The 23,496-nt window shown below is 60.3% G+C and carries 20 protein-coding genes; 5 read left to right on the forward strand and 15 right to left on the reverse strand.

Features of this window, described 5'->3' with window-relative positions:
- Together ACQY1K_RS06255 and dnaE are read left to right on the forward strand one after the other, a co-directional pair.
- Positions 1 to 690 (forward strand): ABC transporter ATP-binding protein, encoded by a 690-nt coding sequence (locus ACQY1K_RS06255; RefSeq protein WP_062453220.1) that lies wholly within the window; start codon positions 1 to 3, stop codon positions 688 to 690.
- Between the two features lie 515 nt (positions 691 to 1,205).
- Positions 1,206 to 4,697, forward strand: coding sequence for a DNA polymerase III subunit alpha (gene dnaE, locus ACQY1K_RS06260; protein ID WP_092661998.1), 3,492 nt, complete (start codon positions 1,206 to 1,208; stop codon positions 4,695 to 4,697).
- A 21-nt stretch (positions 4,698 to 4,718) separates the two neighbouring features.
- On the opposite strand, the gene ACQY1K_RS06265 is transcribed toward dnaE, so the two are convergent.
- The 4 genes from ACQY1K_RS06265 to ACQY1K_RS06280 form a co-directional block, all read right to left on the reverse strand.
- Positions 4,719 to 6,083 carry a L,D-transpeptidase family protein gene (locus tag ACQY1K_RS06265; protein ID WP_192076768.1) on the reverse strand — a complete coding sequence of 455 codons (1,365 nt, stop codon included), beginning with the start codon at positions 6,081 to 6,083 and terminating at the stop codon, positions 4,719 to 4,721.
- 118 nt (positions 6,084 to 6,201) lie between these two features.
- Positions 6,202 to 7,524 carry a DNA polymerase IV gene (locus ACQY1K_RS06270; protein ID WP_430258540.1) on the reverse strand — a complete coding sequence of 441 codons (1,323 nt, stop codon included), beginning with the start codon at positions 7,522 to 7,524 and terminating at the stop codon, positions 6,202 to 6,204.
- A 50-nt stretch (positions 7,525 to 7,574) separates the two neighbouring features.
- The gene (locus tag ACQY1K_RS06275; RefSeq protein WP_113111025.1) at positions 7,575 to 8,255 is read right to left on the reverse strand and encodes a hypothetical protein; all 681 of its coding nucleotides are present in this window, start codon (positions 8,253 to 8,255) and stop codon (positions 7,575 to 7,577) included.
- A gap of 1 nt (position 8,256) precedes the next feature.
- Positions 8,257 to 8,565, reverse strand: coding sequence for a DUF3572 domain-containing protein (locus ACQY1K_RS06280; RefSeq protein ID WP_113111024.1), 309 nt, complete (start codon positions 8,563 to 8,565; stop codon positions 8,257 to 8,259).
- 133 nt (positions 8,566 to 8,698) lie between these two features.
- Between ACQY1K_RS06280 and ACQY1K_RS06285 the strand changes: the two genes are divergently transcribed.
- Both ACQY1K_RS06285 and ACQY1K_RS06290 read left to right on the forward strand, forming a co-directional pair.
- Positions 8,699 to 9,070, forward strand: coding sequence for a response regulator (locus tag ACQY1K_RS06285; RefSeq protein ID WP_062453215.1), 372 nt, complete (start codon positions 8,699 to 8,701; stop codon positions 9,068 to 9,070).
- 14 nt (positions 9,071 to 9,084) lie between these two features.
- The gene (locus ACQY1K_RS06290; RefSeq protein ID WP_062453214.1) at positions 9,085 to 10,464 is read left to right on the forward strand and encodes a PleD family two-component system response regulator; all 1,380 of its coding nucleotides are present in this window, start codon (positions 9,085 to 9,087) and stop codon (positions 10,462 to 10,464) included.
- A gap of 757 nt (positions 10,465 to 11,221) precedes the next feature.
- Here the strand turns inward: ACQY1K_RS06290 and rpmG are convergent.
- The 5 genes from rpmG to topA all read right to left on the reverse strand — a co-directional run bounded on the left by rpmG (position 11,222) and on the right by topA (position 18,297).
- Positions 11,222 to 11,389, reverse strand: coding sequence for a 50S ribosomal protein L33 (gene rpmG / locus ACQY1K_RS06295; RefSeq protein WP_007626161.1), 168 nt, complete (start codon positions 11,387 to 11,389; stop codon positions 11,222 to 11,224).
- A gap of 89 nt (positions 11,390 to 11,478) precedes the next feature.
- Positions 11,479 to 12,663, reverse strand: a complete 1,185-nt coding sequence (locus ACQY1K_RS06300; RefSeq protein ID WP_062453213.1) for an MFS transporter — start codon at positions 12,661 to 12,663, stop codon at positions 11,479 to 11,481.
- Between the two features lie 86 nt (positions 12,664 to 12,749).
- Entirely contained in the window at positions 12,750 to 13,205 is a 456-nt protein-coding gene (locus ACQY1K_RS06305) for a DUF983 domain-containing protein (protein ID WP_430258541.1), read from the reverse strand.
- Between the two features lie 2 nt (positions 13,206 to 13,207).
- Positions 13,208 to 15,571 carry a ribonuclease R gene (rnr, locus tag ACQY1K_RS06310; RefSeq protein WP_430258542.1) on the reverse strand — a complete coding sequence of 788 codons (2,364 nt, stop codon included), beginning with the start codon at positions 15,569 to 15,571 and terminating at the stop codon, positions 13,208 to 13,210.
- Positions 15,568 to 18,297, reverse strand: coding sequence for a type I DNA topoisomerase (gene topA / locus ACQY1K_RS06315; RefSeq protein ID WP_430258543.1), 2,730 nt, complete (start codon positions 18,295 to 18,297; stop codon positions 15,568 to 15,570). Before topA ends, rnr begins: the two co-directional genes overlap by 4 nt.
- A gap of 245 nt (positions 18,298 to 18,542) precedes the next feature.
- Here topA and ACQY1K_RS06320 point away from each other — a divergent pair, with 245 nt between their 5' ends.
- Positions 18,543 to 18,746: a hypothetical protein gene (locus tag ACQY1K_RS06320; protein ID WP_062453210.1), complete on the forward strand. Its 204-nt coding sequence runs from the start codon at positions 18,543 to 18,545 to the stop codon at positions 18,744 to 18,746.
- On the opposite strand, the gene dprA is transcribed toward ACQY1K_RS06320, so the two are convergent.
- From dprA to ACQY1K_RS06350, 6 genes are all read right to left on the reverse strand, one after another.
- Positions 18,726 to 19,868: a DNA-processing protein DprA gene (dprA, locus tag ACQY1K_RS06325; protein WP_430256421.1), complete on the reverse strand. Its 1,143-nt coding sequence runs from the start codon at positions 19,866 to 19,868 to the stop codon at positions 18,726 to 18,728. The genes ACQY1K_RS06320 and dprA overlap by 21 nt on opposite strands.
- Before the next feature lie 18 nt (positions 19,869 to 19,886).
- Positions 19,887 to 20,507, reverse strand: coding sequence for a glycerol-3-phosphate 1-O-acyltransferase PlsY (gene plsY / locus ACQY1K_RS06330; protein ID WP_430258544.1), 621 nt, complete (start codon positions 20,505 to 20,507; stop codon positions 19,887 to 19,889).
- An 83-nt stretch (positions 20,508 to 20,590) separates the two neighbouring features.
- Complete coding sequence (locus ACQY1K_RS06335) at positions 20,591 to 21,883, reverse strand: dihydroorotase (RefSeq protein WP_430258936.1); 1,293 nt, start codon at positions 21,881 to 21,883, stop codon at positions 20,591 to 20,593.
- A gap of 8 nt (positions 21,884 to 21,891) precedes the next feature.
- Entirely contained in the window at positions 21,892 to 22,830 is a 939-nt protein-coding gene (locus tag ACQY1K_RS06340; RefSeq protein ID WP_430258545.1) for an aspartate carbamoyltransferase catalytic subunit, read from the reverse strand.
- Positions 22,831 to 22,904: 74 nt separating this feature from the next.
- Positions 22,905 to 23,219, reverse strand: a complete 315-nt coding sequence (locus ACQY1K_RS06345) for a type II toxin-antitoxin system RelE/ParE family toxin (RefSeq protein ID WP_430258546.1) — start codon at positions 23,217 to 23,219, stop codon at positions 22,905 to 22,907.
- 5 nt (positions 23,220 to 23,224) lie between these two features.
- The gene (locus tag ACQY1K_RS06350; RefSeq protein ID WP_430258547.1) at positions 23,225 to 23,491 is read right to left on the reverse strand and encodes a ribbon-helix-helix domain-containing protein; all 267 of its coding nucleotides are present in this window, start codon (positions 23,489 to 23,491) and stop codon (positions 23,225 to 23,227) included.
- Positions 23,492 to 23,496: the final 5 nt, after the last annotated feature.

A 23,496-nucleotide genomic window follows, 5' to 3' on the forward strand; every position in this document is an offset into this window, starting at 1 on the left:
ATGGCTGTCCCGCGTAAAACCGTCCTCAATCTCTCAGGCGTCGAACGTCACTACGGCCAGGGGGAGACGAGCCTGTCGATCCTCAACGGGGCAGACTTCTCGCTCGTGAGCGGCGAGATCGTGGCGCTCGTCGCCCCGTCCGGTACCGGCAAATCGACGCTCTTGCATCTGGCAGGCCTGCTTGAACATCCGGACGCTGGCGATGTGACGATCGGCGGTCGGGCCTGCAACGGTTTGTCGGATGAAGAGCGCACCTCGATCCGTCGCTCCGACATCGGCTTCGTCTACCAGTTTCACCATCTCCTGCCGGAATTCACGGCGATCGAAAACATCATGATGCCGCAGCTGATTGGCGGCCTTTCGAAGGGGGAAGCGCGCGAACGCGCGGGCCAGCTTCTCGATTACATGCGAATCGGTCATCGCGGCGAACACCGCCCGTCGGAACTGTCTGGTGGTGAACAGCAGCGCGTGGCGATTGCCCGTGCGGTGGCCAACGCGCCCCGCCTTTTGCTGGCCGACGAACCCACCGGCAATCTCGACCCGAAGACGGCATCCTACGTGTTCGAAGCGCTGGAGGCGCTGGTGCGCCAGTCAGGGCTTGCTGCCCTGATTGCCACCCACAATCATGATCTCGCTGCCCGCATGGATCGTCGCGTCACGATCGAGGGCGGCAAAGTCGTCGAGTTCTAGCGAACGCACTGATCCCCAAAGCGTGCCCCTAATCCGATAGTGTCCATCGTCACATCCTCGAAGGGGCGTGCGATGGACACTGCTGCCATGGAATGACGTCACGTCAGCGATCCGCAGCGATGGCTGGCGTTTGGCTGCCGACCGCTTGCGTTGGCCGGCAACGGCATTGGCCTATGGAGCGCTGGTTACCTCCAGCCAGCAAGCAGAATTAACCATCGGTCAGAAACTTCTATTCCCGTTTTGTTCTACTATTGACGTTGGCACGAAAAGAGAACAAAGTGCCAACATAAACGAACACGGGAGACGACGATGACTGACCTTCTTCGTGATATTGCCGCATTCGCCTCCATTGCAACTTTCGTTGCCAGCTTGTCGATGATCATGCTGGTGATGTGAGCCGGTCCGTGCTCGCCCAGCTGGCGGGCGCAAGCGGAAAGAGGTTGAGAAGACCATTCTTGACTCGACTCTGAAGCCCCCGCGCCGGACAATGACCCGATTCAAGGAATGGGTATCAGATGGCGGACGCAGCGACTTTACAATCGGAATCGGAGGATTTGGGAGCGACGCCACAGTTCGTGCATCTGCGCGTCCATTCCGCCTATTCGCTTCTGGAAGGTGCGCTGCCGCTTAAGAAAATCCTCTCCAAGGCCATCGCGGACAATCAGCCCGCGATCGCCGTCACCGATACCAACAATCTCTTCGTCGCGCTGGAATTCGCCCAAAAATCCATCGGTGATGGCATTCAGCCGATCATCGGTTGCCAGCTGTCGATTGACATGGAGGATCAGCCAGACGAGCGCCGCAACGGCCATTTGGCGAAGCTGCCGGCAATCGTTGTGCTTGCCGCCAATGCCAAGGGATACGAGCGGCTGGTGGATCTCGTCAGCCGTGCCTATCTCGATGGAGAAGGGCAGGCGGCAACGCATATCTGCCGCGCCTGGCTGGAAGATGGCGGCACCGAAGGACTGATCGCGCTGACAGGTGCTGCCGGTGGCCCTGTCGACATGGCAATGAAGGACGGCAACACCGTACTCGCAAAGGCGCGCCTCCTGTCATTGAAGCAGGCCTTTGGCGATCGTCTGTATATTGAACTGCAGCGTCACGGCACTTACGACCGCCGTCATGAGCAGCGGATGATCGATCTTGCCTACGACCAGGATGTGCCGCTGGTCGCGACCAATGAGGCCTTCTTCCCGGGCAAGTCCGATTACGACGCTCATGATGCCCTGATGGCCGTCGCGCACAATGCGATCGTATCCGACGATACCCGTTTCCGTTTGACGCCCGACCATTACCTGAAGAGCCGTGCCGAAATGGCAAAGCTGTTCGCCGATCTGCCGGAAGCGCTCGAAAACACGGTCGAGATCGCCAAACGCTGCTCGTTCATCCTGAAGACCCGCAGCCCGATCCTGCCGCGCTTCACCGGCGCCACCGATGATCCGGCAGAAGCGGAGCGCGCCGAAACGGCGGAGCTGCGCCGTCAGTCGGTCGAAGGCCTCGAGAACCGGATGGCCGAACTCGGTATCACGGCCGGCTTCACCGAGCAGGATTATCGCGAACGGCTCGATTTCGAGCTCGGCGTCATCGAGAAGATGAAGTTCCCGGGCTACTTCCTGATCGTTGCCGACTTCATTAAATGGGCAAAGCTGCAAAACATCCCGGTTGGTCCGGGCCGTGGTTCCGGTGCAGGCTCGCTGGTCGCCTATGCGCTCACGATCACCGACGTCGATCCGCTGCGCTTCTCGCTGCTGTTCGAACGCTTCCTCAATCCCGACCGCGTCTCGATGCCCGACTTCGACATCGACTTCTGCCAGGATCGCCGCGAAGAAGTGATCCGCTACGTTCAGCGCAAATATGGCCGCGAGCAGGTGGCGCAGATCATCACCTTCGGTTCGCTACAGGCCCGCGCAGCACTGCGCGACGTCGGCCGCGTTCTCGAAATGCCCTATGGCCAGGTCGATCGCATCTGCAAACTGGTGCCCAACAACCCGGCCAATCCGACCACCTTGGCAAAGGCGATCGAGGAAGAGCCAAAGTTTCAGGAAGAGGTCGACAAGGAACCGGTCGTCGGCCGTCTTCTCGATATCGCCCAGAAAATTGAAGGTCTCTACCGCCACGCCTCGACCCACGCTGCCGGTATCGTCATCGGCGACCGGCCGCTTTCGAAGCTGGTGCCGATGTACCGCGATCCGCGCTCCGACATGCCGGTCACCCAGTTCAACATGAAATGGGTCGAGCAGGCCGGTCTGGTCAAGTTCGACTTTCTCGGACTGAAGACGCTGACCGTGCTCAAGACGGCGGTCGAGTTCTGCAAGAAGCGCGATATCGTTGTGGATCTCGCCAAGATCCCGCTCGATGACGAACTGACCTACCAGATGCTGTCGCGCGGCGAGACTGTCGGCGTGTTCCAGGTGGAAAGTGCCGGCATGCGCAAGGCGCTGATCGGCATGAAACCGGACTGTATCGAGGACATTATTGCGCTGGTGGCGCTTTATCGCCCGGGTCCGATGGAAAACATCCCGACCTACAATGCCCGCAAGCACGGCGAGGAAGAAATCGAATCGGTCCATCCGTCGATCGATTATCTGCTCAAGGAAACCCAGGGCGTTATCGTCTACCAGGAACAGGTGATGCAGATCGCCCAGGTCCTGTCGGGCTATTCGCTCGGCGAAGCCGACCTTCTGCGCCGCGCCATGGGCAAGAAGATCAAGGCCGAGATGGACCAGCAGAGCGAACGCTTTGTCAGTGGCGCCATCAAAAACGGCGTGTCGAAGCCGCAGGCGAAGAACATCTTCGAACTGCTGGCGAAGTTCGCCAACTACGGCTTCAACAAATCCCACGCCGCCGCCTACGCCATCGTCTCCTACCAGACGGCCTATATGAAGGCGCATTACCCGGTCGAGTTCCTCGCCGCGTCGATGACCTACGATATGGCGAACACCGAAAAGCTGAACGATTTCCGCGAAGACGCGGGACGGCTCGGCATCAAGGTCATTCCGCCATCGGTACAGACCTCGTTCCGCCGCTTCGAGACGGGCGACAACCGCATCTATTACGCGCTCGCTGCCATCAAGGGCGTCGGCGAAAACGCCGTCGATCACATCGTCGAGGTTCGCGGTGACACACCCTTTGCGTCGATCGAGGATTTCTGCCTGCGCATCGACCCGAAGCAGATCAACCGCCGCGTCTTTGAAAGCCTGAATGCTGCGGGTGCCTTCGATTGCTTCGGCTTCGACCGCGCCCAACTCAGCGCCGGCATGGACCGCGTCATCGGCTATGCCCAGCGCGCCCAGGAGGAGAAGGTCTCCGGCCAGTCCGATTTCTTCGGCTCGGGCGCGGCCAGCGGTCCGGAAAAACTCGTGCTTCCAACCTTCAATCCGTGGATGCCGTCGGAAATGCTGATGCGCGAGTATCAGGTGCTCGGCTTCTACCTGTCGGCCCATCCGCTCGATACCTACGGTGCGGTGCTCGACAAGATGCGCGTCCAGACCTTCGCCGACTTCTCGACGGCTGTGAGGGCAGGCGCCACGGCCGGACGTCTTGCCGGGACCGTCACCGGTCGCCAGGAACGCAAGACGCGCACCGGCAACAAGATGGGCATCGTCATGTTTTCCGATTCCACCGGTCAGTTTGAGGCGGTGCTGTTTTCCGAAGCGCTTGCTCAGTACCGCGATCTGCTGGAACCCGGCAAATCGCTTGTCATCACAGTTCAGGCCGACGAGCGCCCGGAAGGCATTGGCCTGCGGATCCAGACAGTGCAGTCTCTCGAGGAACAGTCGGTCCGCATGCAGAAGGCGCTGCGGGTCTTCGTGCGCGACTCAGGGCCGCTGAAGACGGTCGCCCGGCATCTTAATGCCCGCGGCGATGGCCTCGTCTCGTTTATCGTCATCAAGGATGATGGCAAGCGCGAGATCGAGGTGGAACTGACGGAACGGTATCGTATCTCGCCGGAAATCGCCGCCGCTCTGAAGGCGGCGCCCGGTGTGCTGGATGTGGAACTGGTCTAACCGACCGCGGTGGCGTTGGCCTCAGTAGAGGCCGACGCCGCCTTGGTAACGGATGACACTGCGCTTGGCGCGCGGCTCGGCGGCAGGCGTTGAGCCAATATCCTGAACTGCCACCATCTCGCTTTTCGACGACTTGGTCAGCGTGACGAAATCGGTGCCCTTGCCGGTCTCCGGTCCAAGCGATTCGTCGTTGATCGTGACCGACGTCCCATCCGCCATTAGCGTCTCGATCCGGTCGCGAACGTCCTGCGAAATCTCGATCCGGTCGAGTGCGGCTTTTGCGGCACCCGGCAGTTTCGCATCGGCCGCCACGGTGATCCCCAGCCGCTTCATCGTCGCATCGGACAGCACGTTCGGCAACGTCACCGCGTGCCAATCGGCTGATTCGATCGAGCGATCGATCTTGTCGACAGTGAAGAGATGCGTGCCGAGGGCCACTTCCGGCGCCTTGATGCCGACAGGGGCCTCAAACAGCGGTTCGAAATTCTGCCGCACCATGATCTGGCCGGCGGGTGGCTTCGGCTGGCCGGCAGAGGCGTAGAGCGCGTCGATGAACTCGCCGCTTATCATCGGGCCCGTCTGCTTCAGGCCTTTCCAGCGCTTGAAGCCGGCAACGGCGCTGCGAGTCAGCGGTCCGACATAGCCGTCGGAGCCGCCGGTCTCAAAGCCCATTTCTTCCAGCAACTTCTGGGCGTCCATCAGCGTCTCGCGGTCGGTACGCCGCGTGATCAGGATGCGCAGCGCGTGCGTCTGCGCTTCCTCGAGATCATCAGGCTGCGTCGGAAGAGCATCCGTGGCGCGGTTCGGATTGGCCGGCGCGACATTCATCGCCACTTCCACCGGCTTCTTCGGCGAGGCCTTGATCGATGCGGTGCGAAGATCGACATCGGTCATCAGCGCGCCGGCAGGCAAAGGCTTGCGCGGCGAAAACAGCACGACGTCCTCGATGCGCTGCGGCACCACGTCCGCATCGGTCACGATCACATGCGCACCACGCTCGGTCAGGCCGTAAAGCTTGGTCGCAAAACCGCTCGGCAGGCGCACGCAGCCGTGCGACGCCGGATAGTTCGGAACGTTGCCCTCGTGCAGCGCGATACCTGACCAGGTGATTCGCTGCATGAACGGCATCGGTGCATTCGAATAGATGTTCGACTCGTGGTATTTCCGCTTCTCAAGGATGGAGAAGATGCCGGTCGGCGTATCGTGCCCGGCCTTGCCGCTCGATATCCGCGACCTGGCGACCACGGTCTCGCCCTCGTAGACGGTCAGCGATTGCCTGTCCTTGGAAACGATGATCTGCAGGGGAACACTGTCCGCTGCAAACGCTGGAGGCGACAGCATCGTCGCGGACATCAGACAGAACCCCAAAACCAGGCGACGCATCATGCTAAACCTCATACGCAAAACTTGAGCCGCATTTTAACGAGCGAGGTTTAACGAAGGTTTGCATCCGCGCTGATCTCGTCACGTTTAGCAGGAAAAATTTAATCACGTTTGATTGAAACTATCGGTCGCGGCGCTTGTCGCCAAACGTATAGCCGGTCTCGACGGCCGCAGCTCCGAACTTCTCACGCAGCTTGTCCATGGCCGCTTCCGCAGCCGCCCGGCGTCCGGCCTGAACATCCACGAGATCCGGCGGATCTGCACGGGCAGGGTCGGTCAGATCGGTGACGCCGATCCCGAGCAGGCGAAATTTTGTACCGTCCGTCTCCCGCTCCAGCATTGAGATACCGGTGCGGAAGATCCGGTCGGCAAGCTGGGTCGGGTCTTCCAGCCGCTTGTTGCGGGTACGGCTTTTGAAATCCGCGGTCTTCAATTTCAACACCACCGTCTGGCCTGCAACGTCCTCGCTCTTCAGTCGTTTAGACACCTTCTCCGAAAGCCGGCGCATGATCGGGACCAGGTCGTCGTGGCGGGAGATGTCGTCGAAGAACGTGGTCTCGGCCGACACGCTTTTCGCCGGGTCGTTGAGATGCACCTCGCGGTCGTCGATACCGCGAGACAAACGATAGAGGCGCTGGCCCATCGTGCCGTAGCGGCGCATCAGGTCGGCCTCGTTCATGGCTTGCAACTGCCCGATGGTGCGGATGCCGTCCGCCTCCAGCGTCGCATCAAAAGCCCGGCCGACGCCCCAGATCGTCGTGACCGGCCGGGTTGCCAGAAATTCCACGGCTTCCGCGCGACCGATCACCGAAAAACCCCGCGGCTTTTCGAGGTCGGAAGCGACCTTGGCGAGGAACTTGCAGTAGGAGAGCCCGACGGAAATACTGATGCCAATCTCGGATTCGACGCGTTTTGCGAGCTTTGCGAGAATGCGGCTGGGCTGATCGTGGTGCAGACGCTGGGTGCCTGCCAGTTCCAGAAACGCCTCGTCGATCGAGATCGGCTGCACCAGCGGCGTCAGTTCCATCATCATCTGCCGCACCTGTCGGCCGGCAGTGACGTATTTCTCCATGTTCGGCTTGATGACGACCGCATCCGGGCAGAGTTCGAGCGCCTTGAACATCGGCATTGCCGACCGGACGCCGCTGATGCGGGCGATGTAGCAGGCGGTCGACACCACGCCGCGCTTGCCGCCGCCAATGATCACCGGCTTGTCCACAAGGCTCGGGTCGTCGCGTTTCTCGATGGTGGCGTAAAAGGCATCGCAGTCGATATGCGCAAGCGTCAGGTCATGAAGTTCGCGGTGGTACACCAGCCGTGGACTGCCGCAGGCGCGACACCGTCGCACCTCTGCCTTCTGCTCGGCAAAGCAGTCTCGACAGAAACCCGGTCTGTGATCTGATGCGTCGGTCATCGGCGGAACAAAGGTTGAACATTCCGACAATAGGCCGTAAGCTGCAACCTCTCAAGAGTAGAACGCACATCCTTCAACCACTATTTTGCGGTTCGATGATGCGGGATGTGGGACAGGATGTAGGCGTCGATCATCTCTGCGGCATGCGGCCAGTCTGTGGCCCGGATGATCGGTTGATCAGGCTTCGGAGCAAGCTGGTGCAGAGGACTGTCCGGCATCATGTGAATCAGCAGGCAGTTCTCGACGTGGTCGCGGACCGAATGCAGGTTGTGGGCCATGTCATCGATAAAGACCGAGGGAAGGGGGCGCGCGGCATGGATCATCTGCATGACAGGGCCTTTCTTCTCCTCCGTCGCGACGAGAGGGAAGGTGAGGTCGAGCCGGTCGAGAAGCCGGCGACGCTGTTCCTGATAGCGTGGCGGCATGGCAGTGAGGAAGATGACGTCTGCAGCCTTACCGATCGCCTTAAGGGTCTCGATCGAAAGCGCAGAGGGCGTCTGCCAGTCTTCCTGGCGGTCGAAGAACGCGCCGATCAGGCGTTTGACGTCCGCTTCCTCGATAGGGACCTGCGTTTCGACCGAAACGATATTGCCGGTGAGGCGGAAGGAGCGCGGCAGCAGCTCCAGCCCCTCTGCCTTGATGAACTCGGTGAAAGGTGCCGCGAAGTCCAGAACGACGTCATCGACGTCGCATACGACCAGCGGGCGGTCGCCCAGTTGGACATGGGAGAAATCGAGGGCAACGCCGGAAGAGTTCTCCATCTCAGTAGTCGCCCGAATCGAGTGCAGGCTTGGAATAATAGTGTGAGGCTGCGGCGACCGTTTCTGGTCTCGTCTCAGTCGCTTCGCAAAAAGCCATCAGGGTCGGTTCGTGGCTCATCAGGAAATCGATCATTCCGCCGAGAAAGCCCGGATCGTCGATCACAGAACGCAGCTGACCGGGCTGGAGACCGGACAGCGCCAGAAACCTTGAAAACATGTCGGGCTCGTCCGCAAGCCAGCTGAGGATTGCGCCGGCCGTCTCTTCGGGGGCTGCGGCGGGTGCCTTGTTATTCAACGGATCGAACCTCATCGCCTGCTCAAGTTACCTATTTCTCAACCAAATGCCCTTAACGTGTGCGGCCAGCGGCTGAAAGAATCTCGTATTCGGAAAGCTTATAGACTGAAAGCACGCTTGCAAGGCGCGATTTAAGGAACGGATCGACATGCCCAAACGGGTCATGATTGTCGAAGACAACGAGCTGAACATGAAGCTCTTCCGCGATTTGATCGAAGCGTCCGGCTACGAGACGATCCAGACGCGCAATGGCATGGAGGCGTTGGATCTTGCCCGCCGTCACCGTCCGGATCTGATCCTGATGGATATCCAGCTGCCCGAAGTATCGGGTCTGGAAGTGACCAAGTGGCTAAAGGAAGACGACGAACTGCACGTCATACCGGTCATCGCCGTCACCGCATTCGCGATGAAGGGCGACGAGGAACGAATCCGACAGGGCGGGTGCGAAGCCTATGTTTCGAAGCCCATCTCGGTGCCGAAGTTCATCGAGACCATCAAGACGTATCTTGGCGACGCGTAAGGTCGGAGAATGACATGACGGCACGGATCCTGGTAGTCGACGACATTCCCGCAAACGTAAAGCTGCTCGAGGCACGCCTGCTTGCGGAATATTTCGATGTGTTGACTGCCGACGACGGCTACAAGGCGCTGGCGATCTGTGAACAGGCCCATGTCGATGTCATCCTGCTCGACATCATGATGCCGGGCATTGACGGGTTCGAAGTCTGCGAGCGGCTGAAAGCCAATCCGCGGACATCCCATATCCCTGTTGTCATGGTCACCGCGCTGGACCAGCCCTCCGACCGCGTGCGCGGCCTGAAAGCCGGTGCCGACGATTTTCTGACCAAGCCGGTCAACGACCTGCAGCTGATTTCCCGTGTCAAAAGCCTCGTGCGGCTGAAGACGCTGAGTGACGAGCTGCGCATCCGGTCCGACACCGCGCAGGATCTCACGCTGCAGGACATGATGAAGAGTGCAGCGGGGCAGGACGCTCAGGACGACGTCGCGCAGGTCCTGCTGGTCGATGGCCGCGGAAGCTCGCAGGAACGCATCGTCAGGGCGCTGAAACCCGTCGCGGATATCACTGCCATCTCCGATCCGCAGGCAGCCCTTTTCGAAGCGGCTGAAAACCCGTTCGATCTGGTGATCGTCAATACGAATTTCGATGACTACGATCCGCTGAGGCTCTGTTCACAACTGCGATCGCTGGAGCGGACCCGATTCCTGCCGCTGCTGCTGGTGACGGAACACGGCGACGACCAGGTCATCGTCCGGGCGCTCGATCTCGGCGTCAACGACTACATCATCCGGCCGATCGATCCGAATGAACTCGTGGCCCGGACCCTGACGCAGATCAAGCGTAAGCGTTACAACGACCGCCTGCGGTTGAGCGTGCGCCATACGATCGAACTGGCTGTGACAGATGCCCTGACCGGTCTGCACAATCGCCGTTATCTCGACAATCACATGAAGGTGCTGTTTGCCCGCGCAACAGCCCGTGGGCGGCCGCTGTCCGTCTGCATCACCGACATCGATCGCTTCAAATCCGTCAACGACACGCACGGCCACGACGCCGGTGACGAGGTGCTGAAGGAAGTTGCGGCCCGTATCCGGTCCACGGTACGCGGTGCTGATCTCGCCTGCCGGTTCGGTGGCGAGGAATTCGTGGTGGTTATGCCCGATACGGATAGCGCCGCCGCGGCTTTGATTGCCGAACGATTGCGCAACATCATCGAGCAGACGCCGTTCGTGCTGAAAAGCACTGGCGCCAGCCTGAACATCACAGCTTCGCTTGGGATTGCCTGTAGCCGCAGTGGAGCGGAAACGCCGGAGCAGTTATTGAAACAAGCCGACCGTGCGCTTTACGACGCCAAGAACAGCGGTCGCAACCGAGTCGTTGCAGCCGCCGCTTAAGATTTGCACGAGAATCGACGTATATTAAAATAATCTAATATAATATCTTCCGTCCCGCAGCGAGGCTTTTTGATAAAGAAGCTCTCGTCCCCCCAGTTTCCTCAATTAAATTTGACGATTCATATGCGGCTTCGATCCAAATAAAACGCATACGGGAATGGAAGACCAGTGCTTTGTTTGAGAATTACCGACTGATGTGGTAGCATCTACACAGAAGCGAGAAAGTCCTGCTTCTTCTTGATGATTTATAATCGCCTTTTACTTCCGTCTCGAAGTCAGGCTAATCTTTAAGCTCGCATCGAACACCGTAGGGTGGATAAAGCTAAAAACGCTTTGGCTCAGAATAAACCTAACAATTGAAGAGCTGGAATAGCGTCTTTCTACAAAGACGCGTGTGGATTTTAACCATCATATCCAAACAGTTTCGTACTGATCGAAGTATGTGTTGATTTTCCATTGATTTTGCGCAATTTTGGTTTCAACGGGGCGAAGGGTTCCTTCAGCTTACGTCGAGATACCCCATGATGCTCAGGTCCGCCGCATCTCCTGGGTCGTGGGGTCGGTCGACTGGCAAGCAATTTCAACGGCTCCTCGTGCCGCGATTGTAAGCCGGTCGACCCCCAATCAAAGCGCCGCTGTCAGAAATGACGGTGGCGCTTTTTGCGTTTGGATACTCACGCGTGAAAACAGCAGGCAAAGAAAAAGGCGCCCGGCTGATCAGCCTGCGCCTTCTTTCATGCCTTTAAGGGACCAGATCTTACTTGATCTTGGTTTCCTTGAATTCGACGTGCTTCCGGGCAACCGGATCGTACTTCGTCTTGGTCATCTTGTCTGTCATCGTACGGCTGTTCTTCGTGGTTACGTAGAAGAAACCGGTATCAGCCGTCGACAGCAGCTTGATCTTGATGGTCGTAGCTTTTGCCATGGTCTTAGCGCCTTTAAGAAAAGTGGAGCCGCGGACGCAGACGGTCGACGGCGAAATCTGGGGCGAAATTACAAATCGCGGTCAGAATGTCAACCTTGTTTCGTTGGTAAAAACCATCGAGCCCCCGAAACAACTACGTAAAAGCCAAAGAAACCGGCCAGCGCCCAGGCAAAGCCGTCATTGCCCGCGACATCCATGGCAGCGCCGATGCCCTGTGGTCCTGCAACCGTGCCGACCGCATAGCAGAAGATGAAGGCGGCATTGGCAGCGACCAGATCGGCACCTCGAAGGCGAGCTCCCAAATGCGCGAGGCCAACGGTGTAGAGGCCGGAGATACAGCCGCCCCACATGAACAGAAGAACCGCGGTCATCATCCAGTTGCCGATCAGGAAGGGGATCGTCAGCGAGCCGAGAACGCCCAGCACGGCGAGGCCGGTCAGAAGCGGCCTGCGGTCACGCATGCGGTCCGAAATCATCCCCAGCGGGATCTGGAAGGCCATGTTGCCCAGTCCCATCACCGTCAAGAGGATGGCCGCATGCGATTCGGTCATCTGTTCGCGCAACGCATAGATCGGAAACAGCGACAGTCCGCCAACCGAGACTGCACCAAAGGCGAAGACGGCTGCCGTCGCACTGGGAACGAGGAATATATAGTGGAAGAAGTGCCGCTCTGGCTTGCTGTCTAGCTTCGGGCTTTCGTGACGGGCGAGAAAGATCGGTATGATGGCCGTCATGATGATGAGTGCGCCGACGATGAACGGAAGCACGCCATCGCTGCCGAGAAGCGAAAACAGCATTGGCCCGATCGCAAAGCCGACCGCCAGCACCGTTGCGTATATGCCGAGGACCAATCCGCGTCGTCTGGGTGGCGCGGCTTCATTGATCCAGAATTCGGACAGGATGAACAGGGCCGTGGTCGCGCCATGGAAGGTAAAGCGTAGCGGAAACCACATCCAGAATTGGTCAGCGTAGTAGAAACAGATGGCGCTGAAGGCGGCGATCACCACGGCGATCATCATGCTGCGCGCCACACCAAAGTCATGTGCACATTTCGTCGTGATCGGGGCGGCAACCATGGCTGCAACGCCTGCCATGGCAGCGTTTAGCCCGATCAGCGTCGATGAGATGCCGCGTTTTTCAAGGATGATGCTCAGCAGCGGCAGGCCGAGCCCCATGGCTATTCCCACGGCGCTGACGGCGGCGGTGGCTGCGATCAGGGATGGCCAGTGGATCTCCGCGACATGGCCGTTTTCGTCGGTCGTCGGCTGAGGCATTCAGACTTCCTTACAAGTCGGCTTCGGACTGGACGTCCGTACGCATGAAATAGGACGGGAAGGTGGTAACGAACGGTGGTCCATGATCAGTTCGGTCTGTTGCTCGGACCGCTGGTCGAATCGGTCCCGTCCTCGCCGCCGCCGAACCCATGCATGCGGTTTGCCCATTGCAGGCCGATGACACCGCCCTTGATGGGCTGGATCGTCGCGATGGCGGCAAGCACCGCAAGCGGTGCCCAGATGGTGAGGTGGACCCAAGGAGAGACACGCAGGATCATATCGGTCAGCATGTAGCCGGTCATCAGCACGTGACCAACCACGACGATGACGAGATAGGCCGGAAGGTCGTCTGCACGATGGTGGGAGATATCTTCACCGCAGACGGAACAATGATCGACTGGCTTCAGGAAGGCACGGAAAAGCCGGCCCTCTCCACAGGCAGGACAGCGACAGGCGAGGCCCCGTTTGATGGATCGGCCAAGAGGTCGATCGACCGGGTCCGACCCGCCGAAGCGGACCGTCTGTTCGCCATCTGACTGCATTGCTATCTCCTGCCGCCACGGAAGGGGCGCGTACCTGGCTTTTTGGGCCGTCCGCCAGATTTGTCTCGTCGCGCAGACTTGTGGAACGAGCGGGCGCCGCCCGGCAGCTTCTTGCCTTCGCTCAGCATTTCAAACTGAAGCGCACCGGCAAGCGGAACTGCCGCCTTCAGCTTCACATCGACGGTATCGCCGATCTGGTAGCCGAGCCCGGAACGTTCGCCTGTTAGCGCCTGATGCGCCTCGTCATAGATATAGTAATCGTCGCCGATCGTTGACACCGGCACGAAACCATCGGCGCCATAGGTCGGCAGGGCCACGAACAGGCCTGCCTTGGTCACGCCGGACACGCGGCCCTGGAACTCCTCGCCGATCTTCGTCGAGAGGTGGTGCGCGACAAGACGGTTTACCGTGTCGCGTTCGGCGGCCATGGCGCGGCGCTCGAAGGTGGAGATCTCTGCCGCGATATCTTCGAGCTGGGCTTCCTCGCCCGGCGTGATTCCACCTTCGCCGAGGCCGAGCGACCCGACCAGCGCGCGATGCACGATCAAATCCGCATAGCGCCGGATCGGCGAGGTGAAATGCGCGTATTTCATCAGGTTGAGGCCAAAATGGCCGATATTGTCGGGGCTGTAGACCGCCTGGCTCTGGGAGCGCAGCACCATCTCGTTGACCATGATCTCGTGCGGCGTGCCCTGTGCCTGCGACAGGATGCCGTTGAACGAGTTGGAGCGCATCTGGCCGCCGCGAGCCATCGAAATGCCGAGCGTGTTCAGGAACTCCCGCAGCGTCTCCTGCTTGGCAAGCGAGGGGCCGTCATGGATCCGGTAGATCAGCGACTGCTTCTTCTTCTCGAGCGTCTCGGCGGCGCAGACGTTTGCCTGGATCATCATCTCTTCGATGAGCCGATGCGCGTCGAGCCTCTCTGGCACAATCACACGATCCACCGTGCCATCCGGCTTCAGCATGATCTTGCGCTCGGGCATATCGAGTTCGAGCGGCTGTCGACGGTCGCGGCCGATCGTCATGATCCGGTAGGCGTCCCACAGCGGCTTCAGGACAGGTTCTAGCAACGGACCGGTCTTGTCGTCGGTCTCGCCGTTGATGGCGGCCTGAGCCTGCTGGTAGGAGAGCTTGGCCGCACTCTTCATCATAATGCGGTGGAACGTATGGCCGGCCTTGCGGCCTTCCTTTGAAAAGATCATGCGCACGGCAAGTGCGGGCCGGTCTTCGCCCTCGCGCAGCGAGCAGAGATCGTTGGAAATGCGTTCCGGCAGCATCGGTACGACGCGGTCGGGGAAGTAGACGGAATTGCCGCGCTTCTGCGCTTCGCGGTCGAGCGGCTTGCCGGTGCGGACATACCAGGAGACATCGGCGATCGCGACGGTGACGATGACGCCGCCCGGATTGTCGGGCGAGGTGTCTGGCTCGGCATAAACAGCGTCGTCGTGATCCTTGGCGTCGGCGGGATCGATTGTCAGGAGCGGCACGTCGCGCCAGTCTTCGCGCTTCGACATGCTGGCCGGCTTTGCAGCTTGCGCTTCTTCCATCACCTCGTTCGGGAAGATGTGTGGAATGCCGTGCGAATAGATGGCGATCATCGAGATCGCCTTTTCGGAACCGACAGAGCCGACAATGTTGAGGACGCGGGCGCGCGGCAGGCCGAACCGGCCGTTGCGCACGACTTCCGACTCGACCAGGTCGCCGTCCTTGGCGTCCCCGATGTCCTCGGGTTCGATCACCATTTCCTCGCCGCGCCTCTCGGTCGGCAGAAGACGCATTTCGCCGTCAGCCAGTCTCTGGACGACGCCGAGGGCCGCGCCGCGGCGCTTGTCGATGACCTTGATGACGCGGGCTGTATAGGCCGGACCTGAGCGGTCCTTGTTCGGGAAGATCTTTGCCAGAATGCGATCGTTGAGACCCGCGGCCGGCGCCTTGCCCTTTCCGCGGCTGTCATGCGACTGACGGATGAGCACGGCAGGGGCAGCACCCAGATCCTCCGGCCATTCCGTCGGCCGGCCGATCAGTTCGCCATCCTTGTCGCGGGTGGTGATGTCGAGCACGGTGACCGGGGGCAGGGCGCCCGGACGCGAGAGCGACTTGCGGTTCTTGGTGAGAAGACCGTCTTCCTCGAGCGAATGCAGCAGATCCTTGAGCTCGATCCGCGTATCGCCTTTCAGGCCGAAAGCCTTGGAAATCTCCCGTTTCGAGCCCTTGTCGGGATTGTCAGCGATGAACTGGAGCAGCACATCGCGCGGAGGAACCGCACCCTGGACAATTACCGGTCTGCTCGCCGACTGGCTGTCGCCACGGTCAGCCTTCGCGGCGCGTTTCTGCTGGCGATTGGATCGCTCGTTCGGTTCTCTCACGTGTCCGTCTTCTTCGCCTTCGATGCGGTTGTCTTTTTGGCAGGTGCCTTCTTGGCAGGCACCTTCTTGGCTGCGGTCTTAGCCTTGGCAGGCGACTTCTTTGTGGCGGTCTCGGTCGTTGCGTCCGCCTCTGTCTTGGCAGCAGCCTTTTTTGCTGTGGCCTTCTTGGCAGGCGCTTTCGCCTTGGCCTTGCCCGACGATGCCTTGCCGCCCTTTTCGATGATCAGCGCCATCGCCTGTTCCATCGTTACCGACTGCGGGTCCATGCCCTTCGGCAGCGTGGCATTGACCTTGGCCCAGTTGACGTAAGGCCCGTATTTGCCGTCGCGCACGGTGATCGCGCCGCCGTCCGGATGCGCGCCAAGGTCCTTGAGCGCTGCCGGTGTGCCACGACCGCGTCCGCCGGGGCCTTTTTCCTTTTTCTCGGCAATCACGGTGACGGCGCGGTTGAGACCGATCGAGAACACGTCCTCGATCGTTTCCAGGTTCGCATAGCCACCGTCATGCAGCAGGAACGGCCCGTAGCGGCCAAGACCTGCCGAAATCATCTTGCCCGATTCCGGATGCTTGCCCACGTCGCGCGGCAGGTTGATCAGTGCCAGCGCCTTTTCGTGGTCGATATCGTCAGGCAGCCAGCCCTTGGGCAGCGAGGAACGCTTGGCTTCCTTGCCGTCGCCGCGCTGGATATAAGGTCCGAAACGACCCGACCGCAGCGTCAGCTGCTCGCCGGTCATCGGATCGGTCCCAAGTTCCTTCGGTTCGTTGAGGCCGGAAGCTTCCGCATCCGCGCCGCCTTCGGACGACAACTGACGGGTGAAGTTGCACTCCGGATAGTTCGAGCAGCCGACGAATGCGCCGTACTTGCCGAGCTTCAGCGACAGGTTGCCGGTGCCGCAGACCTGGCAGATACGCGGATCCGAACCGTCTTCCCGCTTCGGGAAGACCAGCGGTGCCAGCGCTTCGTTCAAAGCATCCAGCACGTTGGTGACGCGCAGTTCCTTGGTGTCTTCGATCTGGCCGAAGAAGTCCTGCCAGAACTCCCGCAGAACCTGCTTCCAGTCCAGTTCGCCAGCCGAGATCCTGTCGAGCTTCTCTTCGAGATCGGCCGTGAAATCGTATTCGACGTATTTCGTAAAGAAGTTCTCGAGGAACGCCGTGACCAGCCGTCCCTTGGAATGCGGGATCAGCTTGCGCTTGTCCATGATCACGTATTCGCGATCGGACAGCGTCTTCAGCGTCGCGGCATAGGTGGAAGGACGGCCGATGCCGAGCTCTTCCATCTTCTTGATCAGCGATGCTTCCGAATAGCGCGGCGGCGGCTCGGTGAAATGCTGGCTCGAGTTGACCTTGTTCTTGTCGAGCTTTTCGCGAGCGTTGATCTCGGGCAGACGACCGTCTTCGTCGTCGTCCTCGCTTTTGTCATCCTCTTCGCGGCGGTCCACATAGGCGCCGAGGAAGCCGTCGAAACGCACGACCGAACCGACGGCCCTAAGGCCAGCCTTCTCGGCACCGTTTGTCGCCGAGATCTCGACGGTGGTGCGTTCCATTTCAGCAGATGCCATCTGGCTGGCAATGCCGCGCTTCCAGATCAGCTCGTAAAGACGCGCCTGATCGGCATCGAGATACTGGCGAACCTTGTCCGGCGTGCGGTTGAAGTCGGTCGGACGGATCGCTTCGTGGGCTTCCTGCGCGTTCTTCGCCTTGGTGGAGTAGAAGCGCGGCTTTTCGGGCATGTAACGTTCGCCGAACTGGTCGACGATGGCACGGCGCGCCTGGTCGATCGCTTCGGGTGCCATCTGCACGCCATCGGTACGCATATAGGTAATGAGACCGACAGTCTCGCCACCGATATCGATACCTTCATACAGCTTCTGCGCGACCTGCATCGTGCGCGAGGCGCCGAAGCCGATGTTGGACGACGCGGCCTGCTGGAGGCTTGAGGTGGTGAACGGCGGGCCGGGATTGCGCTTGACCGGCTTTGCTTCGACCGTCTCGACGCTATAGGCAGCGCCATCGAGCAGCGTCTTCAGGCGGCCGGCTTCCTCGCCGTTCGTGATCGATTTGCCCTGCAGACGCTTGCCGTCGGCCTGCACCAGCTTGGCCAGGAACTCATCGCCTCGCGGTGTCTTCAGAAGCGCAGAGATATTCCAGTATTCTTCCGAAACGAAGCGCTCGATCTCGGTTTCGCGGTCGCAGACGAGGCGAAGCGCGACCGACTGCACACGGCCGGCAGAACGGGCACCCGGAAGCTTGCGCCACAGGACCGGAGACAGGTTGAAGCCGACGAGATAGTCGAGCGCGCGGCGGGCGAGATACGCGTCTACCAGCGGCACGTCGATATCGCGCGGGTTGGCCATCGCATCGAGAACCGCCTTCTTGGTGATGGCGTTGAATACGACGCGCTTCACCAGCTTATCGCCGATCACCTTCTTCTTCTTCAAGAGGTCGAGGACATGCCAGGAAATCGCTTCACCCTCGCGATCCGGGTCGGTCGCGAGATAAACGGCGTCCGAACCCTTCACGGCGTCGGCAATATCCTTCATCCGCTTCTGGGATGCGCTGTCGACTTCCCAGAGCATCTCGAAGTCCTGGTCAGGCAAAACCGACCCGTCCTTGGCAGGAAGGTCGCGTACGTGGCCGAAAGAGGCGAGAACCTTGTAACCCGAGCCAAGATACTTGTTGATGGTCTTGGCTTTGGCTGGAGATTCTACAATGACTACATTCATCTTGTTTCTCTGCAATAGAGCTTTGCCCGGTCTCGTAACGATCCAGGCGGAAATCTGGTCTCCCGACATGGCGGGCGTTTGTCCCGGGGTCAAGAGGTCATCGTTAATTAGTAGGATACAACGAACTACAACCTGAGAGTGATGTGCAATTAGTTGCAATCTTAAATAAACATCTCTAAGCTGCGCTGATAAGGTGACGAATAGTTATATTAGGCGGTGTCGCGCCCTATTTGACAGGATGTGAAATGGTCTCTCACGGTGACAAGGACGGACGGGGCGACGAGAATTCGCGCAACATCGCCTACATCCGGCAGATGCTGGCAGAGTTGCGGCAGGTCGCGCTCAGCGAGGGGGCTGATATGCTGTGCTACCTCATCGAGATGGCCTATGTCGAGGCTGGCGACGTGCAGGCCGGGCGACGACCGCGATCAGTCTTCCATAGCAAGTGAGACCATGCCGCCCGGGTGCCGGTGCAGCCGACCGGCAAGATCGAGTTCCAGCAGAATAAGATAGACACTGGCCGCGGCAACACCCGTATGCCGGATGATATCGTCGATATCGACCGGTGTCGGACTGAGCGCCGAAATGATGCGCGTCCTGTCGTCGTCATCGGGCGGCAGGAGTGTGCTGCCTCTGCCGGGCTCTTCGATGACGGTATTTTGAAATCTATCGAGATCGGACAGCGGCGCCAACGCGTCCAGCACATCCGAAGCGCCGGTCGTGACGATGGCGCCCTGCTTGAGAAGTCCGTTCGTACCGTGGCAGCGCGGATCGAGTGGCGAGCCGGGGACGGCAAACACCAGCCGGCCGAAATCGGCAGCAAGCCTTGCGGTGATCAGCGAACCTGAACGCTCAGCCGCTTCGACAACAACAAGGCCCAGCGAAATTCCAGCGATAAGCCGGTTGCGACGGGGGAAATCACGCGCCCGGGGCTCCCACCCGAATGGCATCTCTGAAACGGCAAGGCCCCTGCCGGCGGTGATCTCATCGAGCAGGGCGACGTTTTCCGGCGGATAGGGACGGTCGAGGCCGCCGGCCAGAACCGCGATCGTGCCGGTATCGAGACTGGCGCGGTGCGACGCCGCATCGATGCCGCGAGCAAGTCCTGAAGTGATCGCATAACCGGCGCGGCCGCAATCTCTGGCAATCGCCGCCGCAAACTTCGCCCCGGCGATTGAGGCGTTGCGCGAGCCGACAATGCCGACCGAGGGGCGGGTGGCGGTGGAGAGATCGCCCTTTGCCGCAACGAGCGGCGGCGCTGCCTCGATCTGTCGCAACGCGGGAGGGTAGTCGGGTTCACCGATGCCGATGAACTGTGCGCCCTGGCGGCGTGCGATCTCCAGCTCGCGTTCGGCCTCACTGGCACTGGCGATGCGGATTGCCCGTGTCGATCCGCCGCGCGCTGACAGCTCCGGCAACATGGCCAGCGCATTTTCCGCCGAGCCGCAATGATTGATGAGATCCCGGAATGTCGCCGGGCCGACATTGTCGGAGCGGATCAACCGCAGCCAGGCGATCTTCTGCCGTTCGGTGAGCGCAATTCCTATCCGTCTTGCGCTGCTATCCGGCATGATCAGTCCTTTAAGGGACTAGCCCTTTTGGCCGATCTTGCTTTCGGTGCCGGCAATCAACCGCTCGATATTCGTCTTGTGCTTGATAAAGGAGATGATCGTCATGAGAGCCATGACGGCAGCAATCTTTGGTTCCTGTATGAACCACAGCACAACCGGAATGACAAGGGTTGCAACCAGGGCGGACAGCGATGAGTACTTGCTGAGCTTGGCAACCGAAAGCCAGACCGCGGCAAACACCAGAACCATGAGCGGAGCAACCCCCAGCAGCGTGCCGATATAGGTCGCGACACCCTTGCCACCCTTGAAGCCGAGCCAGACCGGATAGAGGTGACCCATGAAGGCGGCAAATCCCGCGATAAGGCCAGCTTCCGGCCCGAAGGCGTACCAGCCGATCAGGGCTGCGACCGTCGCCTTCAAGGCATCGAGCAGAAGCGTGCCGGCGGCGAGCTTCTTATTTCCGGTGCGAAGCACGTTGGTCGCCCCGATATTGCCGGAACCGATCGAGCGGATATCGCCGAGACCGGCGGCGCGGGTGAGAAGCAGGCCGAACGGGATCGAGCCCAGGAGATAGCCGAGCACAAGCGCGCCGGCTGCGATCGGCAGCGTGATCTGCCAGGTAAGAAGGTCGGTTATCATGTGTTTGCCCCAAAGCCCCTAGTCGGGTTGCCCCCGTTCCAACCCATTCGCGCAAGCGCGCGAAGGGTTGGCCCGCCCCATCTCTATCCCAGTTTATAGACGCATTTCCCGCCGACATAGGTTGCGACGGCGCGGCCGGAAAAGCGCGCGTCCTCGAACGGCGTGTTTTTCGAGCGCGACAGAAGCATATCCTTGGCGACGATCCAAGGTTCGTCGAGATCGATCAGCGTGATATCGGCTTTTGCGCCCGGTCTCAGCGTACCGGCATCGAGACCGAAGATCTCGGCCGGGCGGGTCGACATCGCGGAAATCAGCCGCATCAGCGGCACGCGCCCGTCATGATGCAGGCGAAGGGCTGCAGACAGCATGGTTTCAAGCCCGATCGCGCCATCGGCGGCATCGGCGAAGGGAAGACGCTTGGTATCGACATCCTGCGGATCATGCGAGGACACGATAATATCGATGCTGCCGTCGGCGAGCGCCTCGACCATGGCGATCCGGTCGTCTTCGGACCGCAGCGGCGGCGACAGCTTGAAGAAGCTGCGATATTCGCCGATGTCGTTTTCATTGAGCGACAGATGGTTGATCGACACGCCGCAGGTGACGTTGGCACCGCGTGCGCGGGCAGTCCGCATGGCTTCGGCCGATTCCGCCACGGAGATTTTTGCCGCGTGGTATTTGGCGCGGGTCAGGCCGGCAATCCGCAGATCGCGCTCCAGCGGAATGATTTCCGCTTCCTTCGGCACGCCCGACAGGCCGAGCCAGGAGGCGAACAGGCCCTCGTTCATGACGCCGTTGCCGAGATATTTCTCGCGCAGTTCGAGCGAGATGACCGCATCGAACTCGCGCGCATAGGTCATCGCACGGCGCAGCAGCAGCGAATCGGACAGGCCGTGACGACCATTGGTGAACGCGACGGCGCCGGCCTGCTGCAGCAGGCCGAACTCGGTCATCTCCTTGCCGGCAAGCCCTTTGGTGAGCGCTGCGGCAGTGTGGACATTGACGATCGCCTTGTCACGCGCCGTCTTCTGAACGAATTCGACCAGCGCGATATCGTCGAGAACAGGATCGGTATCCGGCATCATGATGAACGAGGTGACGCCACCGGCAGCAGCGGCGCGGCTGGCCGACGAGATCGTCTCACGATGTTCCGCACCCGGCTCGCCAACATAGACGCGCGCATCAACAAGCCCGGGCGTTGCGACAAGGCCCTGGCAGTCGCGGACCGTGGTGCCGTCGGGCGTACCCTGGTTCTGGGCATCCTTTCCGGCCGCAAGGATGCGACCGTCGGCTCCGATGATGATCGTACCGGTTTCGTCGAGATTGCGCGAGGGATCGATGATGCGCAGGTTCCTGAGAACGGTGCCATTGGACATGGTCGTGCTCATGCGCGCTCTCCCTGATTGGAGGTCAGGAGCGTTTCCATGACCGCCATGCGGACGGCGACGCCCATTTCGACCTGCTGCTCGATGACGCTCTGCGGACCGTCGGCCACATCGGAAGCGATCTCGACGCCGCGGTTCATCGGACCCGGATGCATGACCAGCGCATCACCCTTGGCGCCTTTCAGCTTTTCCGCATCGAGACCGTAGAAGTGGAAGTATTCGCGCACCGACGGCACGAAGGAGCCGGCCATGCGCTCGCGCTGCAGCCGCAGCATCATTACCACATCCGCATCCCGCAAACCTTCTTCCATCGAGTGGAAGACCTCGACGCTCATGTCGCGGATGCCTGACGGAAGAAGCGTCGATGGCGCGACGACCCGGACGCGGGCGCCCATGGCATTCAAAAGAATTATATTGGAACGGGCGACCCGCGAATGCAAAACGTCGCCGCAGATGGCGACGATGATGCCCGACAGCTTGCCCTTGGCGCGGCGGATGGTCAAAGCGTCGAGCAGCGCCTGCGTCGGATGTTCGTGCTGGCCATCGCCGGCATTGACCACCGAGCAGGTCACCTTCTGAGCAAGCAGGGCGGCGGCACCGGCCGAGGAATGCCTGAGAACCAGCACGTCCGGGTGCATGGCGTTCAGCGTCATCGCCGTATCGATCAGCGTTTCGCCCTTCTTCACCGACGAATTGCTGACGGACATGTTCATCACGTCGGCGCCGAGCCGTTTGCCGGCAAGCTCGAACGACGACTGTGTGCGCGTCGAGGCTTCGAAAAAGAGATTGATCTGGGTGAGGCCCCGAAGCGTGGACGTCTTCTTTTCCCGCTGACGGGAAATTTGCACGGCCTCGTCGGCCTTGTCGAGAAGCGTCGTAATGTCCTGCCGGGTGAGACCCTTGATGCCAAGGAGATGGCGGTGGGGAAAGAAGACCATAGGGGGCGTCTCCGCTTGCGTTCGGCGGTCTATAAGGTCTGGGGGGAAAGGCCGCAAGCGGGATGGGAGGTTATCTACGGCTTGTTCGTCATGATCGCCCGGTAATCCCGGCCGCGATAGAAGACATTGACGATGTCGACGGCTGTTTCTACCTCGCGGTAGAGGATGACGGCATGATGCTCGAAGGGGACAATGCGAATGCCGGGACCGAGGTCTGGCCTTGGCGCGCCGCCCGACGGTGCGTTGCCTATCCTGTCGCAACGCGCCAGAAGCCGGTCGGTGAATTGCCGAGCCGTTTGAAAACTCTGGCTTGTCTCGAGAATGAAGAGAAAGATTGCGTCGATGTCGTCGAGAGCGTCCGGCCTGTATTGCACCGGCAGACGCTTCATTGGCGTCATCCCTTATGCGAGGTGTAAAGCTTGTCGAGATGGGCACGAGCCTCAGCACCGCTGATACTGGGTCGCGGATCGTCCAGCGATTTTTTGACGCGGTTGCGGATCGCCGCGAGACGCTCATCCTGTTCGTCGTCTTCCCGCAGAAGTGCGTCGACTGCGGCCTGCATTGCCTCATCGGTTGAGGCGTATTGGCCGGTTTCGACACGGCTCACGATTGCATCTGCCAGATATTGCGGTAGCGTGACGCTGAATTTTCGCAAACTCATGATTG

It is taken from the genome of Neorhizobium sp. IRS_2294 (assembly GCF_050500145.1).
Taxonomy (GTDB): Bacteria; Pseudomonadota; Alphaproteobacteria; order Rhizobiales; family Rhizobiaceae; genus Neorhizobium; species Neorhizobium soli.